The sequence below is a fragment of the Streptococcus sp. A22 genome (assembly GCF_043674215.1).
GTDB classification, from domain to species: Bacteria; Bacillota; Bacilli; order Lactobacillales; family Streptococcaceae; genus Streptococcus; species Streptococcus suis_V.
In genome coordinates this window covers 1-15093 of sequence record NZ_JBIMJQ010000036.1, presented here as the reverse complement: position 1 = coordinate 15093, position 15093 = coordinate 1, and the positions used below count along the sequence as shown (strand labels likewise).

Sequence of the window (15093 nt, the reverse complement as noted above, 5' to 3'; positions counted from 1 at the left end):
ATCCCAAAAAATGTTTGGGCTACAAGTCACCGAGAGAATTTCTTATAGGTGGCTAACTCGGAATTGAAATTTGCCGATTTGAAAAAATGAAAAAAGCAAGCAATGGTCTCGCTGCTTATAAGATATCTATTAATTGCTGGTAGTTGCTGATGGTGTAGGTTGGTTTGAGATGGCTTGTATTTTCTAGGCCAGCTGGATTGTACCAGACTGTATCCATGCCAGCGTTGATACCGCCTTGGATGTCTGCCGTCAGGCTGTCACCAATCATGAGCGCTCTGAACAGGTCAAAACCGGTAATCTGCTCTGCTATTTTTTCATAAAAATCAAGCTCCGGCTTCTGGGTCCCCATCTGCTCAGAGATAAATACTTGCTTGAAATAGCTGCCAATGGGTGAGTGTTTGAGACGATTTTCCTGGATGTAGGTGATGCCGTTGGTCGCGCCATAAATCTGGTAGCCACGCTCCGTCAAGGTCTCAAGCAAATCATCCGCTCCCTCAAAAATCTGTCCTTGACGACCGATAAATTCTTGGTAACGAAGGGCCAACTCAGCTCCGTCTTCCTGCCGTCCGAAATGGGCAAAGGCCCGCGAAAATCGAGTATTGACCAGCTCCTTCTTGGTAATCAAACCCTTTTCCAAGTCCTTCCACATGCCCTGATTGAGCGGACGATAGACATCTTTAAAGGCCTGAATGTCCTCCACTTCCATAAATTCCAGAAACTGAGTGAGGGCAATCTCCTCACCAGTCGCAAAATCCAACAAAGTATGGTCAAGGTCGAAAAGTAGAAATTTGTAGGTCACGATGTTTTTCCTTTCAAAGGCGAATTATTTTATCAAAGGTTAATGAAACTATTATACCATAGAAGTTATTTCTTACCATATTTACCTTATCCTATTTCGAAAATGTGCTTTGAGTCCTTTCTTTTGATACTCTAATTCTTCAAAATAGTGTAGAAAGTCTCTTATTTTTTTATCAATTAATAGTTTATTCGCGATATTATTTATCCATTCTTCTGGTATACTATCAATTTTATACAGAGCACCAGCTAGTGTTCCAGTTATCGCTCCGATTGTATCAGTATCACCACCTAGGTTTACCGCTTTTAGAATAGCTGATTTAAAACTATCTGTCGTGCCTACACACCAAATTACAGCTTTTAGTGTATCTACAACATAGCCTGTAGAAGCTATTTCAGAAGATGGTAATTCTAAAAATTCTTTATTGAATAAGTCTGCATAGTATTCTTCAAACTCTTTCCTGTAAGGGTGAGATTGATCGAAAGATTCTAGAAATATTTTTTTTGTTCCTTTTATTGTATTTTCTAGATTATTATTCAATAACAAGCCAATAAGTATTTGAATATATAAGATTGATGCAACTACAGTTCTTGGATGTCTATGGGTAATTTTTGTATATCTTTCAATTATTTTTACTTTCTTAGGAAAATCAAATTCTTCTTGCAATAGAATCGCTAAAGGGGAAAGCCTCATCAGAGCCCCGTTTCCGTTATCCATTTCAGATTGTCCACCTGCTTCTTCAGGGAAAACACCTGACAAGTAGCGTTCAATAGCCTGATTAGTTCCAATTCCAATATCAAAACAATCACCGTATGGGGTCAAATAGCCATTGCGATAAGCCACAAATTTATCCATTAATGCTGGTAAATCAGAACACTCTGAAAGATGTTCCATTAATGCCAAGGATAAAGAGGTATCATCAGACCAAGTTCCCAAAGGTTGGTTATAAGTTCCATGACCAATCATATCCGTAATATTATAGGTCCCTCTTTCTTTGAACTCAACTGGAACACCTAAAGCATCACCAATAGCTAAGCCATAGATAACCGCCTGTAGCTGTTCTTTCACAGCAAGTAAGCCCATTTGTCTAGAGTCTTCTATCCATTTTTCATGTAACCTCATTGTTTCTCCTTATCTATTTCAGCAATGTCATTTTAATCATAATATCGTTTCCTTTTTCGATAACCTCATTAATCACAAATTTAGAATTTGAATTTAGTAGTATTTCAAGCTCACTCGGATGCTGACTTATTTGATTTAACATATTTAGCCATAGCACTTTTGCCTACATTTTTACTTTCTTTACTTCTAACTCAGATTCCCAACTTTTATACACTTCCATAAAAAGCTCTTCTTCTTCATCTTTGTAGCCTTCAAAAAGTACCTTTTCAATATTTTCGTGATTGAAAAAATGGCATCTTCTGGATTGATCCCTTCTGGATAAATTACTCCTACATAATCACTATACACATTCTCCCCATCTGATTCAAAAATAGGACCTCTTCCTACAATCATCAACTTTGTTGTTGCTTCCTCTAAGTAAATCACACTTCCTAATGGTAATAATTCTTTAGTCATTATTTTACTCCTATTATTTATTTTTATTCATCTTTTTTGCACGCCATTTACCATACCATTGCTCATTGGAGACTTTAAAGAACTGGCGATATTCTTTTTGGTACTTGAAAAAGTAAAATGCAGCTACAAAATTTTTCAGGGTCATGCCCGTAGTAAAAATCATGAGAGCCGCAACTAATAAGAAAGCCCAACCATACAAGAAACTGAAAATGTCTGGTCGCGTTTTGATCGCTTCCCCAAAATTGAAGGTCCAACGATTGACAATAGCTAGAAGTAATAGAACACCTCCATACTTCTTGATAAATGCCATTAGGCTCTCTCCCCAGTCTTTATTAGCTGGTTCCCCCTTATAAAGTTGTTTTTTAAGCTGTTCTACATTTGAGATTACTAGAGTCTTCCACAGATATACACATACTAACAGTTGAAGTAAAAAACCAATCCATCCAAAGGCACCTACTGTGAGACCGATTGTAAAGGGAAACAGCATCAAAAATACTGTGATTAAAAAAACAAGAAGAGTAATGGTTCCATAAAGCAATTGATGTGCATAATTTTTTTTTGGAATAACATTTATGATAACCATTACTATTGAGCAATACATCAGTGCCAATAGCGGGATTCTAAAGATTGTTCCAATAGTGACAATTGATTGGGCAGTAGAGGTTGATATGTATCTAATTTTCTCTGTTGAGGTTAAGAGACTTTCTGGTAGATATACTCCTACTCCATATGACATAATAAAAAGTAATAAAATGACTAGCCCAGAAAACCTTTGAGATAGCTTCATAGAAGATAATACGCCAACCTGTGCACCTTCTTCTGTTAGTATCTTCTTACTAACAACCTTTTTTGATTGCTCAAAGGTTGCCGATAGTAACCTCTCTTTACGCATATTTAGCTCCTCCACCAAACCAACTAGTCACAGAATTCCATGTACCTTTCACTGCTTTACCTAGTCCATTCCTAACGGCATCATAGGCATCATCCAAAGCAACAGCCTTTGGATTAGAAAGTAATCTAATTTTTTCCCTAAGCTCCTTTTGCTCAAATTTTTGTGCTTGGAAATAGTGCTCACTTGTCGGCCAATATAGACCAGAGTCATCAAAAAATCCATAGGGAGAAAAATTTGAAAATTCACCAAAAGGTTCATTGATTTTATAAAATTTAATATTTTCCATACTTATTTTAACAAATTATAAGACATCATCTCGGTCTAAAGAATATTTATTTATAAAATTGTCTACAAAATCTTTATCATAAAGGTTTATTATCTTCAAATCACTTTTTATTCTCCATAAGAAATTCTCTTGCTCCAAAGTTATTTTTTCGAGATTTTGTTTTATCAATTCTATAAGCTCTTGACGTGTATTAGAAAGTTGTAAAAATGTAATCAAAGGATCTAAATCATACATCTCTAGGAATGAATCCTGAATAATTTTTTTTATATATAGATTAACTTTGACTTCTATCTCTTTATCCTCTCCTGCGCCCTTATTTATCCAAAATAATATCAAGTTATCCAAGATATGTTTATAGGTTTCATCATATCCATATAATCTATTAACTATAAAACCTCTGAGTAAACCTTTATCAAAAAGTTCTGTTAAGCAATTGAAACCACTATCGTATCCCCAAGCAGTTAATAACATAGAGATTTCAAAGACATACTCTCCTTGTTGCAATAACTCCTCCAATTGTCTTACTCTAGTAGATGAGATATCCTCTTGTTCTAGTTCAGAAGCATCTATAGCATAATCTGCCCCTTCCGGTATATCATATAATAATTTATCAATATATTCTTTGTTCATATTTATCCTTTTACTTATAATTTATGTATTTTTTAGGAACTATCCCTTTAATCAATACTTCACCATCTCGAATAATATTCTGTAAATCTGAATTCGCCCTATTTAGAGCCCTCAAATTTTTAGGAGTTGGATTATTCGTATACCTTATCTGGACTTGCTGAACCTTGTTAGTAAATTGACTCACTAATTCATCGTGTGTAATAATTTCAACATCTCTTATTCGTTCTGCATCAATATCTATTTGTAATTTACGTGTTTTTATAGATATAGCTTGATTACCATAATGTTTAGGACTGTTAGAAACAGTTAAGTCTGTAGTAGAAATATACGGAGATTTAGATGAATTTCCACCTCTAACGTGACTTACAGCACTACCAGAACCATTTGGATTAGCTGGCACAAGATTACCATCTGCGTCAATATAAGCTTTAGGTGCCCCTTTATGATTACTTTGAGAATAAAAATTATTATCGGAGCGAGAAACCACTTTAGGTACTTCCTTACTTGGCCTATTCAAACTAAACTTACTTGCTGCTGACGATGCCGCAAAGCCACCTAAGATACTGCCTACAAAAGTTGCACGCTCGGCATCAGCTTCGCTTCCTCCAAGGAGTTTGGTTCCGTGATAGCCTGCTTGCCCTCCGACAAAACCGCCTACTTCACCTATCGCAAACTCAGCGAGGCCTTTAGTCACACTCTGTGTTTGTCCGATGGGGATCATCACCACACTGGTGGTTGTAAACAGACCGCCCACTTGATGGTATAGTTTATCATTTCCCATGAAGAGGGTATCTCGGATGGGGTTGATGGCTAAGGTTTTCCCATCACCTTTATAGCCTAGGTAAATATCTTGTCCTGCTTCTGCCACATTGGAAGCACCATAGGCGACAGTGCCTGTTCCTGCCACAATGCCTGCACCTACAACCAAAGGGGTCGCAGCGCCTGCTGTTGCTACAATAGCCGCAAGACCTACTGCAATAGTAACCACTTGTTATATAGATCAATAGACATGGTTAATACTCCAAATACACCACTTTAATGTCCGATATATCAACGTCACTTTCTTCGGTAAGCCATTTCAATCTCTCCAGCTCTTGAAAGTGATTTCTAGGATTCAACCCAACTACTCCATGCAAATTACTAAACTCATCAAGACTATCTGTCGGAATTGTTGTTTCTAAAGACTTATCTCCGTTAAGACGAATTGATAGCAAATAAATGCGTGTACTGGTATTTTGTGATAGTTGTAAAAATTCAACTTCCTGCACTTCATAGCCCCTAGCAATCCATCTTACCACATTATCTTGTTGCTCCTTCGTCAATGTTTCTTTCTGCGAAGTGATACTACACCCTCCTAAAATTAAAATTGCTATTGTTGCTAAAATACTGATAAATAATCGATACTTTTTCATCTTACTGCTTTCCTCTCCGTTTATTACGAAACAATGAGTACAAAGTCACTATCATTCCCAAGACGATTATACTATTCTCCTAAATATACCACATCTACCTTTTTAATAGTATCTTCTGTACTATCGATTGGAACATCCCTTTCCAGAGGTTCAAAATCCTCAATAGGACTGAGACCAATATTGTCCAGACTTTCATCAAACTCTGAAATTTCTCGAACTGTAATTCCTGTTTTGTATCTTTCGTTGTTATTTATGGTAAATAACAAGTGATAACTACCTGTTTTTAGGTCTTTACTAAATTTTATAAATTTTATTGTTTCTATATTATAATTCTTGACAATTCCTCGCACCACATTATCCTGTTGCTCCTTCGTCAATGTTTCTTTCTGCGAAGTCATGCCACACCCTCCTAAAATTAAAATTGCTATTGTTGCTAAAATACTGATAAATAATCGATACTTTTTCATCTTACTGCTTTCCTCTCCATTAATTACGAAACCATGAGTACAAAATCACTATCATTCCCAAGCCGTTTATTAGAAGCATCTGTATAGATAATCCCGTTTTTTCTCGGTCAGCGCGAATTGTACATTTATAATAGCCACTTGCTAAACAAAAAGACACTACTAGTATATACTTTAATCACCACTATAGAGGAATATCCAAATCTTTTCCATTCAGGCCCTTAGAGTCTAAATACTAGGATATCCCCTTGTCGGTGATCTGTATAATTTGTCATTGTTTATCTCCCAAGCAATTTTTGAAGTTCTGTAGAAATTCCACCTCCGTCGCTATAGAGTTCTTGTGTTCGGTTATCTTTATCTATCCCTATAGTGTACCTCAAACTTTTATTATCATTTACGTACAGGTTTACCGAGAATCCACCCATCGGATTCTTATTAAAGCTATCATAATCTACTGAGTAGGTCTTAATTTTTCCCTCATTAGTCAGAGCTTTAGAATCAAGTGATTTCAATTCCGCTTCAAATAGTTGTTTTACCTCATCACTCTCGACAATTTTTATCAATTCTTCTTTTAACTGCGCTTGCTTATTCATCTGATACATTACTCCTAAGCCAATCAAAATTGTGATACTAGCTAGAGTACCTGCTAGCCATTTTTGCCATGTTTTCATTTCTTACCTCCCTTTCCCCAAAATTCGTCCCCTCATAGGCGATGGTGATCTGTGTGGTATCTACTTTGCAATCTACCACTGGCGCTACAGCCATAGCCTGCATGCCGTTGGCGGTGTTGTCTTCTACAGCGAGGACTTTGAATTGACCTATCTCAGGGTTGTTTTTATCATAATAATATGTACCTTTACTAATAGTTTCATATTGACCATCATTTTTTTGACCATCTACACTATAGACTTGTGTAGCTAACCAATTAGATTGTTGTTCTGTCATCATAAGAACTATCCTTTCAAATAGATTATTGTAATATCACTAGTGTCTACCCTCTTACTACTATCGAATTCTATAGACTTTTTAATATCAGTAAATTCTTCAATAGGATCCAAAGCAATAATTCCTTCTGAACTGTCAAATTCCTCAGCATTCTTAAACTGAACTATATTCGTCGTCTTTTTATCATTCACCTTAAATACTAAACTATAATAACCAGTTGAATTATTCCTTTCTAAATTCACAAATTCCACCTTTTTAATTTTGTAATTTCTCGATATCCTTTTAACCACATTATCTTGTTGCTCTTTCGTCAATGTTTCTTTCTGCGAAGCCATTCCACATCCTCCTAATATTAAAATTGTGATTGCGACTACTAAACTAATAAAAATTCTTCGTTTTTTCATTTTATATCTCCTAATCACAGTTAATCACTGGAGCAACTGCCATTGCCTGCATGCCGTTGACAGTATTGTCTTCTACAGCGAGGACTCTATATTGACCATTGGCTACAGTATCACCTTTTCTGTACGGGGTAGACCCTTTGCCTGAATCAACTTTATAAACTTCGTCAGCAAGTGAATTATAATTTTTTTCTGATATCTTATCATTCCTCCAGGTACTTAACTTCAATGTGAGCTACATCTGGTTTCTCATTAGATGTGTCTGACTTTTTAAGAAAATGCCCATGATTTCTAGAAGAAAGCTCATTCACATAGATTTCGCCATTTAATCCTCTCAGTGTAAAATCGATTTGAATTTGATTATTTATTGTGGCATAAAATGAGTATGTTCCTGTTATTTTATTATGCTCAATTTCTGTAAACTCAACTTTCTTAATGTCCTCATAATTCTGAGCCAAATACTCCACCATTCTATCCTGCTCTTCTTTATACTTCACTTCTTTATTGCTCTCAGTCATACCACACCCTCCTAATATTAAAATGGTAATTGCGACTACTAAACTAATAAAAATTCTTCGTTTCTTCATTTTATATCTCCTAATCACAGTTAACCACTGGCGCTACAGCCATAGCCTGCATGCCGTTGACGGTGTTGTCTTCTACAGCGAGGACTTGGAATTGACCGAGGGATTTGTTTTTTGAATCGTAATAATACTGTTCTCCTTCTTCTGGATGATATTTTACATCATCTTTTCCTTCGTCTACCCAATATGACTGTTCTGCTAGCCAATTATATTGTTCTTCTGTAAATGTCATATCACTCCTCCAGATAAATTACCTTTATTCTAGAAATACCCACGTTCTCTAATAGCTGACTTTTTTGAATTGTCTGAAAATCATCAATAGGATTAAGCCCTATTGCATCCGAATCATTACTTAACCGTTCTAAATTTCTAAATGGAATTGTTGTTTCAAGACTGTCACTATTATTTATCTTTATGTTTAGTAGATACGTTCCTGTTTTCTTATCTTTACTAAATGCCGTGAATTCGATACTTTGAATATTATAGCCTCTCGCTATCCTTTTAACCACATTATCCTGTTGCACTTTTGTCAATGTTTCTTTCTGTGACGTCATTCCACATCCTCCTAATATTAAAATTGCTATTGTTGCTAAAATACTGATAAGCAATCGGCTTCTTTTCATTTGATTTAACCTCTGTCCTTTTCATCTCATTTGTATTTATATTTTACCATAATGTTGCGGGATTTGGTTTCAGGAACAAGAATTTGGTTGATTCATCTACAAAATGCAAACAAGCCCTCAAAATCAAAGACTTCATGGGCTTTTCATTCTATATTTGCACCAATCAACTTCTCCCCTTTTCCAAAAATAGGTCGGTCACGCGCATTCTCCTTGGATTGGTGTACAAACCGTGCTTGCACAAAAAACAGCCAACTTTCGTCAGCTGTTGAGTTTCTTAAAAATTCACATTGTCTGGATCAGATTGGACGCTAACGCCTTCAACACTATCCAAGGTCGCGACATCATCTGCCGACAATTCAAAGTCAAAGATGTTCAAATTGCTTTCAATATTGGCTGGTGTGACAGATTTTGGTAGAGGCAAGAATCCTTTTTGCAGGCTCCAACGTAATGCCACTTGGGCAACAGATTTGCCAGTCTTTTCAGCAATTTCTTGCACTACTTTATTCTTGAAGATGCTGCCTGTTCCCAGTGGACTATAGGCTTCAAGAAGAATGTCGTGCTCACGGCAGAAGGCTGCTAATTCTTCCTGCGTGCAACCCGGTGCCAAGAGAACTTGGTTGACCTGTGGCTTGATTTCAGCTGTTTCAAACAAGGCTTCCAGGTGATGGATCATAAAATTGGATACACCGATAGCGCGGACCTTGCCTGCCTTGTAGGCTTCCTCCATGGCCTTCCAGGCACCAGCATTTCCAGCCTTCCAGGCATCATTCTCACGGAGCGCCTTTGGATTTGGCCAGTGAATCAAGAGCAAGTCAAGATAGTCAACGCCTAATTTTTCCAGCGATTCCTCAATCGACGCCTTAGCAAGCTCATAATCGTGCTTGTCGTTCCAGACCTTTGTCGTCAGGAAAATATCCTCACGCGCCAGGTCACTATCTGCGATGGCACGACCAACACTGCGCTCATTTCCATAAATCTGCGCCGTATCGACATGCGTGTAGCCAACCTTGAGGGCGTGCGCCACACTCTTGTAGGCATCATCGCCTTCTTTAATCTGCCAAGTACCAAAACCAATCTTTGGAATCTTGACACCATTTGAAAGTGTATAGTTTTCCATGTTTCCTCCTTTTTGAAACACTAGGACTCTGCGTCCTTTCTTCGTATATCGTAGTAGGCATCTGTCCGCTCATTTGCCGAAATTCCCTGAGCTTCTAGCTAGGCTAACTGCTGATGGATCTCGATTTTCTTGACCAGATAGGCATGGGTCTCCTGCAAGGCCGCAATCTGAGCCTCCAGCTGGGCCTGCGTTTTCTTGAGCAAGTCCGACGACAGGGCAAGATTGTGGAACTCCGCCAAAATCTCCTGGATATCCTCCAAGGGCATTCCCACACGGCGATAGTGGACAATGGCCTTGAGCCGGTCAATGCTCCGCTCATCAAACTGACGGATACCCCGCTCATTTCTAGGAATCTCCACCATTCCCTCTTTCTCATAAAAACGGATGGTCGGCGCTGAAATCCCCAGCAACTCCGAAATTTCTTTAATCGTGGACATAGCTGCCTCCATCACTATTGTATCGACTTAAACCTACTTTTAGTCAAGTCTGAGGTTTATTTTTTTGAAAAATAGCCTGTGAATTCAACTGTATCATTCCCAGAAAGCCCCTACTTGACCTGACCACGTTGGTAAGAGGCATTGTAGACTTGAAAATCATGGTCGTGCAGGACCTCGGCCGCCTCTGCCAACCAATTGACATTACGAATGAGACCACGACCGACTTGGATCAAATCAGCCTGGCCATTTTGCAAGATATATTCTCCCAACTCTGGACTATTAAGCAAGCCAACAGCTGTAACTGGAATACTGACAACTTCTTTGATTTTGGCAGAAAAACCAGCCTGATAACCACCATAGATTGGAATATTTGGTCGCGTATCCATGACACCGCCAGTTGAGATATCCAGGCAAGCCACGCCCAGTTCTTCCAACCATTTAGCAATTTGTTGGTAATCTTGGAGTGTATTTTGCTGGCCAGTCTCATCGTAGGCGGTCACTGACAAGCGCACCCAAACTGGACCAGTAAAGACAGCTTTCACACCTTCGATAATTTCTTTCAAGAAACGGAATCGATTTTCCAGACTACCACCGTAGGCATCCGTCCGCTGATTGGTCAAGGGTTCCAGAAATTGATTGACTAAATAGCCATGCGCCCCGTGAATTTCAATCATGTCGTAGCCAGCCTGAGCTGCACGCGCCGCAGCCGCCACAAAAGCAGACTGAACACGCTCAATATCTTCAAGGGTCATTTCCTGCGGTACCTTGTAATCTTGGTTAAAGGCAAGAGCAGTCGGAGCAAGGGGCAGTTCCGCATCCTTGGCCTTACGGCCACCATGACTGAGCTGGATACCAACCTTACTTCCGAAAGCCTTCAATTCAGATACTAATTTGGCTAGGGCCTGTGCCTGTTCATCTGTCCAAATACCCAAGTCATACTTAGATAACCGACCATCTGGTTCTACAGCCGTCGCTTCTTGGATAATCAGGCCAACTCCGCCGATAGCACGCGCGCCATAGTGGGCATGATGGAAGGCTGTTGGCAACCCATCTTCAGCCTTGACTTCGTACATACACATAGGTGGCATGACCACACGATTTTTGAGCGACAAACCAGCAATCTCAACCGGTGACAATAATAATGACATAACTACCTCCTCTTACCTGAGCTCAACAAATACTATTATAGCACTAATTAGAATAAAAATCAGAATATGAACACGACAGAAAAATCCTCTGACTATTGTCAGAGGATTCAACTAAGCTTTCCAGCGTTTGGTTTTCTTGAGCATCATAGGATAGCTGGCCTTCATTAACCATTTGATAAAGGCATTTCCTTGACCATTTGAAATAGCAGTTTTGCCCTTAGCTAACATTTCTTCAAAACTGATGTCTGGCTCTACAAAACGACCGTTGACATAACAATAAGAGCAATAGATAGACGATTTCGTCCCATCTTTCTCACTTCCACGAACATCTAGGCCATGTAAATTCAAAGGCATAGCACAAGACTGACAAAATTTTTCCATAGTATTTCCTTTCGATGAATTCTTTCTTACACTCTCTCCTTCAACCGCTCCACAAAAAGATAGGCTGCTGGGCAAATGAGCGTGTTTTTCAAGGTCAGATGGTTAATCTGATAGAAACGCTTTCGGTCGGTATGGGGAAAGGCTGCGCAGGCCTTGGGACGGGCGTCATAGACGTCACAGAGATTGTCAGGGCCCAGAAATGGACAGGGCATGGACTGGAAGACCTTGTCGCCATCCTCATCCACCCGTAGATAGGTGGACTCAAAGGTCGACAATTTCATCCGAAAGAGCTTGGCCATGCGGGTAATATCCGCCTCCGTCAAGTCTGGTCCTAAATCCTTGCAACAATTGGCACATTGGGTGCAGTCAATTTCTTGGAAGACTTCGTCGTGCAATTCCTTGACAATTATATCTAAATTTTTCGGTGGCTTTTTCTTCAAGCTAGCCAAAAATTTGCGGTGCTCTCCCTGTTTTTGCAGGGCCAGCTGCCGGTACTTCTCAATATCTAAGCTCATAAACTTCCTTTTCTCAATGGTCTAAAGTGCTCTGCTATTTTCCAAAGCCTTTGTAGAAAAAATCCTACGGGAAACCTCAGCGACGGGTAGGCCAATGATGGTATGAATGTCACCTGAAATCCCGGCCACAAAGCGTGGGTCCAGCTCCTGAATACCGTAGGCACCAGCCTTGTCCAGGGGCTGCTTGTCATGGATGTAGGTCTGGATAGGCTCCTCAAGCGCCGGGTAATAGTCGACAAAGTCAATCTCTGCCACAGTGTAAAAGACATCCAATGAATCCGCAGTGCGTAGGCAGACCGAGGTCACAACCTGATGGGTCTTGCCGAAATAAGAGCGCAACATGGCCTCAGCCTCCGCCAAATCAAGCGGTTTATTAAAAATTCGGTCGTCCGCCACCACAATGGTGTCCGCTGAAATGTAGAGCTTACCCGGCTCCAGAGGCAGGTCAGACTTGGCCTTGGAAATTTCACAACAGGTCTTGGCGGCCCGGGTCAGAAAATCATCCGCAGCGAATTCAGCCATAAACTGTTCTTCAATCCTGCGTTCATCAACTTCTACCGACTGGATTTCTGGCGCTAAAAATTGCAAAAGCTCTTTTCTGCGGGGCGAGTTGCTGAGCAGGACATAGGAGTCAATTTGTCCTGCTTGGCCTTGACTTTGGTAATCGAAAATTGTTTTCATTGCTCAACCTATAGGAAAGGGGCTAGGCATCTGCCCAGCCCTTCCTGACTTATTTTTTATCATCTTCATCCATGCTGAGGACGCTGAGGAAGGCCTCTTGTGGTACTTCGACAGAACCGATGGCTTTCATGCGTTTCTTACCGGCCTTTTGTTTTTCTAGGAGTTTGCGTTTACGGGAAACGTCACCACCGTAACACTTGGCCAAAACGTTTTTGCGGAGGGCCTTAATGTCGCTACGGGCCACGATTTTTTGACCGATAGCGGCTTGGATTGGCACCTCAAATTGTTGACGTGGAATGATTTTCTTAAGCTTGTCCACGATGATTTTCCCACGTTCGTAGGCAAATTCCTTGTGGACGATAAAGCTGAGGGCATCGACCTTGTCGCCATTGAGGAGAATATCCATCTTCACCAGTTTAGATGAGCGGTATTCAGAAATCTCGTAGTCAAAGCTGGCATAACCACGAGTGGACGACTTAAGCTTGTCAAAGAAATCAAAGACAATTTCAGCCAGCGGGATTTGGTAAATGACATTGACACGATTGTCATCAATATAATCCATGGTCACGAAGTCGCCACGCTTGCGCTGGGCCAATTCCATCACCGCACCGACATATTCCTGCGGTACCATGATTTGGGCCTTGACGTAAGGCTCTTCGATAGTGGCAATCTTGGTCGGATCTGGAAACTCAGATGGGTTGGCCACATCGATCGACTCACCGTCTGTCATGTTGACATGGTAAACCACCGACGGCGCTGTCATGATCAGATCAATGTTAAACTCACGCTCAATCCGTTCTTGGATAACATCCATGTGCAAGAGGCCTAAGAATCCACAACGGAAACCAAAGCCGAGGGCCTGCGATGTTTCAGGTTCAAACTGCAAGCTGGCATCGTTAAGCTGAAGTTTTTCTAAAGCTTCACGTAAGTCATTATACTTATTGGAATCAATCGGATAGATACCGGCAAAGACCATTGGGTTCATCTGCTTGTAGCCCGCTAGTGGCTCGCTGGCAGGATTTTCAGCCAAGGTCACCGTATCACCGACACGGGTATCTGCAACCGTCTTGATAGAAGCTGCGATATAACCAACGTCACCAGTCGCCAAATAATCACGACCGATTGCTTTGGGTGTGAAAATCCCCACTTCCGTCACATCGAAAGTCTTGCCATTACTCATCATCTGAATGGTATCACCTGGTTTTACCACACCATTGACAATGCGGACCTGCAAAATAACACCGCGGTATGGGTCGTAAACAGAGTCGAAAATCAATGCTTGAAGGGGCGCCTCGACATCACCAGTTGGTGCAGGCACTTTTTCAACGATTTGCTCAAGGATTTCCTCGATGCCAATACCCGCTTTTGCGGACGTCAAGACAGCCTCTGAGGCGTCCAGTCCGATTACATCTTCGATTTCATGACGGACACGTTCTGGGTCAGCCGCTGGCAAGTCAATCTTGTTGATAATGGGCAGGATTTCCAAATCATTGTCCAGGGCCAGATAAACGTTGGCCAAGGTCTGAGCCTCAATACCTTGAGCAGCATCGACCACCAAAATCGCACCTTCACAGGCTGCCAAAGACCGAGAAACTTCATAGGTAAAGTCAACGTGCCCCGGTGTGTCAATCAGGTGGAAGGTATAGGTCTCACCATCCTTGGCCTTGTAATTGAGCTGGACAGCATTGAGCTTGATGGTAATGCCACGCTCACGCTCCAAATCCATGCTGTCTAGGAGCTGGGCCTGCATTTCACGGCTAGAAACTGTCTCTGTTTTTTCCAAAATACGGTCAGCCAGCGTTGATTTCCCATGGTCAATATGGGCAATGATAGAGAAGTTACGAATCTTCTCCTGTCGTTTTTTCAAATCTTCTAAATTCATCATTCATCCTTTAAGGGTAATACTCTTCATTATATCAATTCATTATAGTTTTGGCAAGAAAGCTACTGTCTTCAAGCCTAAAGTACCAGCTTTGGCGAATAGCTCCGATATGCTCTAAAACAGGCAAAGAATAGAACATTTACTCAACTTCTGCTATTATTTCTTTGTGCTATGCTTGTTCATAACCCTACTCCTTTCTATTTTGGGTACAAGAAAAGCACTCGAATACTCGAATGCTTAATAAAGGCTCTATAATTTCTGTAGTGGGTAAATCCACTGTAGAGATTATGTAGCCTTTTTGAGTGTATACAAAAAATCCCA

Annotated in this window: 21 protein-coding genes and 1 pseudogene; all 22 read right to left on the bottom strand. The window is 40.3% G+C overall.

The features are described from left to right. Positions 1 to 115: 115 nt before the first annotated feature. The gene (locus tag ACHBHN_RS10580) at positions 116 to 799 is read right to left on the bottom strand and encodes a YjjG family noncanonical pyrimidine nucleotidase (protein WP_170242485.1); all 684 of its coding nucleotides are present in this window, start codon (positions 797 to 799) and stop codon (positions 116 to 118) included. Between the two features lie 81 nt (positions 800 to 880). Beyond that, the gene (locus ACHBHN_RS10575) at positions 881 to 1918 is read right to left on the bottom strand and encodes an ADP-ribosylglycohydrolase family protein (RefSeq protein ID WP_394732999.1); all 1038 of its coding nucleotides are present in this window, start codon (positions 1916 to 1918) and stop codon (positions 881 to 883) included. A gap of 163 nt (positions 1919 to 2081) precedes the next feature. Further along, positions 2082 to 2374, bottom strand: a pseudogene (locus ACHBHN_RS10570) (DUF4176 domain-containing protein). A gap of 13 nt (positions 2375 to 2387) precedes the next feature. Beyond that, positions 2388 to 3266, bottom strand: a complete 879-nt coding sequence (locus ACHBHN_RS10565) for a hypothetical protein (protein WP_394734077.1) — start codon at positions 3264 to 3266, stop codon at positions 2388 to 2390. Continuing rightward, complete coding sequence (locus tag ACHBHN_RS10560; protein ID WP_394734075.1) at positions 3259 to 3552, bottom strand: hypothetical protein; 294 nt, start codon at positions 3550 to 3552, stop codon at positions 3259 to 3261. Before ACHBHN_RS10560 ends, ACHBHN_RS10565 begins: the two co-directional genes overlap by 8 nt. Positions 3553 to 3567: 15 nt before the next feature. Then, the gene (locus ACHBHN_RS10555) at positions 3568 to 4182 is read right to left on the bottom strand and encodes a hypothetical protein (RefSeq protein ID WP_208563163.1); all 615 of its coding nucleotides are present in this window, start codon (positions 4180 to 4182) and stop codon (positions 3568 to 3570) included. A gap of 10 nt (positions 4183 to 4192) precedes the next feature. Beyond that, on the bottom strand, positions 4193 to 5170 hold the full coding sequence (locus ACHBHN_RS10550; protein WP_394734073.1) for a hypothetical protein: 978 nt from the start codon (positions 5168 to 5170) through the stop codon (positions 4193 to 4195). A 25-nt stretch (positions 5171 to 5195) separates the two neighbouring features. Further along, positions 5196 to 5594, bottom strand: a complete 399-nt coding sequence (locus tag ACHBHN_RS10545) for a hypothetical protein (RefSeq protein WP_394734072.1) — start codon at positions 5592 to 5594, stop codon at positions 5196 to 5198. Positions 5595 to 5665: 71 nt separating this feature from the next. Then, entirely contained in the window at positions 5666 to 6061 is a 396-nt protein-coding gene (locus ACHBHN_RS10540; RefSeq protein WP_167785043.1) for a hypothetical protein, read from the bottom strand. Positions 6062 to 6336: 275 nt separating this feature from the next. Beyond that, positions 6337 to 6729 (bottom strand): DUF1310 family protein, encoded by a 393-nt coding sequence (locus tag ACHBHN_RS10535; protein ID WP_170238477.1) that lies wholly within the window; start codon positions 6727 to 6729, stop codon positions 6337 to 6339. Further along, positions 6689 to 7006 (bottom strand): hypothetical protein, encoded by a 318-nt coding sequence (locus tag ACHBHN_RS10530; RefSeq protein ID WP_394734070.1) that lies wholly within the window; start codon positions 7004 to 7006, stop codon positions 6689 to 6691. The genes ACHBHN_RS10535 and ACHBHN_RS10530 overlap by 41 nt, the downstream gene beginning before the upstream one ends. A gap of 5 nt (positions 7007 to 7011) precedes the next feature. Continuing rightward, positions 7012 to 7407, bottom strand: coding sequence for a hypothetical protein (locus tag ACHBHN_RS10525; RefSeq protein WP_249339084.1), 396 nt, complete (start codon positions 7405 to 7407; stop codon positions 7012 to 7014). A gap of 200 nt (positions 7408 to 7607) precedes the next feature. Further along, positions 7608 to 7991: a DUF1433 domain-containing protein gene (locus ACHBHN_RS10520; RefSeq protein WP_172094982.1), complete on the bottom strand. Its 384-nt coding sequence runs from the start codon at positions 7989 to 7991 to the stop codon at positions 7608 to 7610. A 10-nt stretch (positions 7992 to 8001) separates the two neighbouring features. Beyond that, positions 8002 to 8220 (bottom strand): hypothetical protein, encoded by a 219-nt coding sequence (locus tag ACHBHN_RS10515; protein ID WP_394734067.1) that lies wholly within the window; start codon positions 8218 to 8220, stop codon positions 8002 to 8004. Position 8221: 1 nt separating this feature from the next. Further along, positions 8222 to 8542 (bottom strand): hypothetical protein, encoded by a 321-nt coding sequence (locus ACHBHN_RS10510; protein ID WP_394734065.1) that lies wholly within the window; start codon positions 8540 to 8542, stop codon positions 8222 to 8224. 343 nt (positions 8543 to 8885) lie between these two features. Further along, positions 8886 to 9728: an aldo/keto reductase gene (locus ACHBHN_RS10505; RefSeq protein WP_394732990.1), complete on the bottom strand. Its 843-nt coding sequence runs from the start codon at positions 9726 to 9728 to the stop codon at positions 8886 to 8888. Between the two features lie 98 nt (positions 9729 to 9826). Then, a complete protein-coding gene (locus ACHBHN_RS10500; protein ID WP_238143453.1) occupies positions 9827 to 10165 on the bottom strand; it encodes a MerR family transcriptional regulator in 339 nt (112 codons plus the stop codon). A 110-nt stretch (positions 10166 to 10275) separates the two neighbouring features. Continuing rightward, positions 10276 to 11313, bottom strand: coding sequence for an NADH:flavin oxidoreductase/NADH oxidase (locus tag ACHBHN_RS10495; RefSeq protein ID WP_172023367.1), 1038 nt, complete (start codon positions 11311 to 11313; stop codon positions 10276 to 10278). Between the two features lie 111 nt (positions 11314 to 11424). Continuing rightward, on the bottom strand, positions 11425 to 11694 hold the full coding sequence (locus ACHBHN_RS10490; RefSeq protein WP_172023369.1) for a zinc ribbon domain-containing protein: 270 nt from the start codon (positions 11692 to 11694) through the stop codon (positions 11425 to 11427). A gap of 26 nt (positions 11695 to 11720) precedes the next feature. Then, on the bottom strand, positions 11721 to 12209 hold the full coding sequence (locus tag ACHBHN_RS10485) for a YkgJ family cysteine cluster protein (RefSeq protein WP_172023371.1): 489 nt from the start codon (positions 12207 to 12209) through the stop codon (positions 11721 to 11723). Between the two features lie 21 nt (positions 12210 to 12230). Continuing rightward, positions 12231 to 12890: a Maf family protein gene (locus ACHBHN_RS10480; protein WP_394732988.1), complete on the bottom strand. Its 660-nt coding sequence runs from the start codon at positions 12888 to 12890 to the stop codon at positions 12231 to 12233. A 49-nt stretch (positions 12891 to 12939) separates the two neighbouring features. Continuing rightward, positions 12940 to 14772 carry a translation elongation factor 4 gene (lepA, locus tag ACHBHN_RS10475; protein ID WP_172060144.1) on the bottom strand — a complete coding sequence of 611 codons (1833 nt, stop codon included), beginning with the start codon at positions 14770 to 14772 and terminating at the stop codon, positions 12940 to 12942. Positions 14773 to 15093 lie beyond the last annotated feature (321 nt).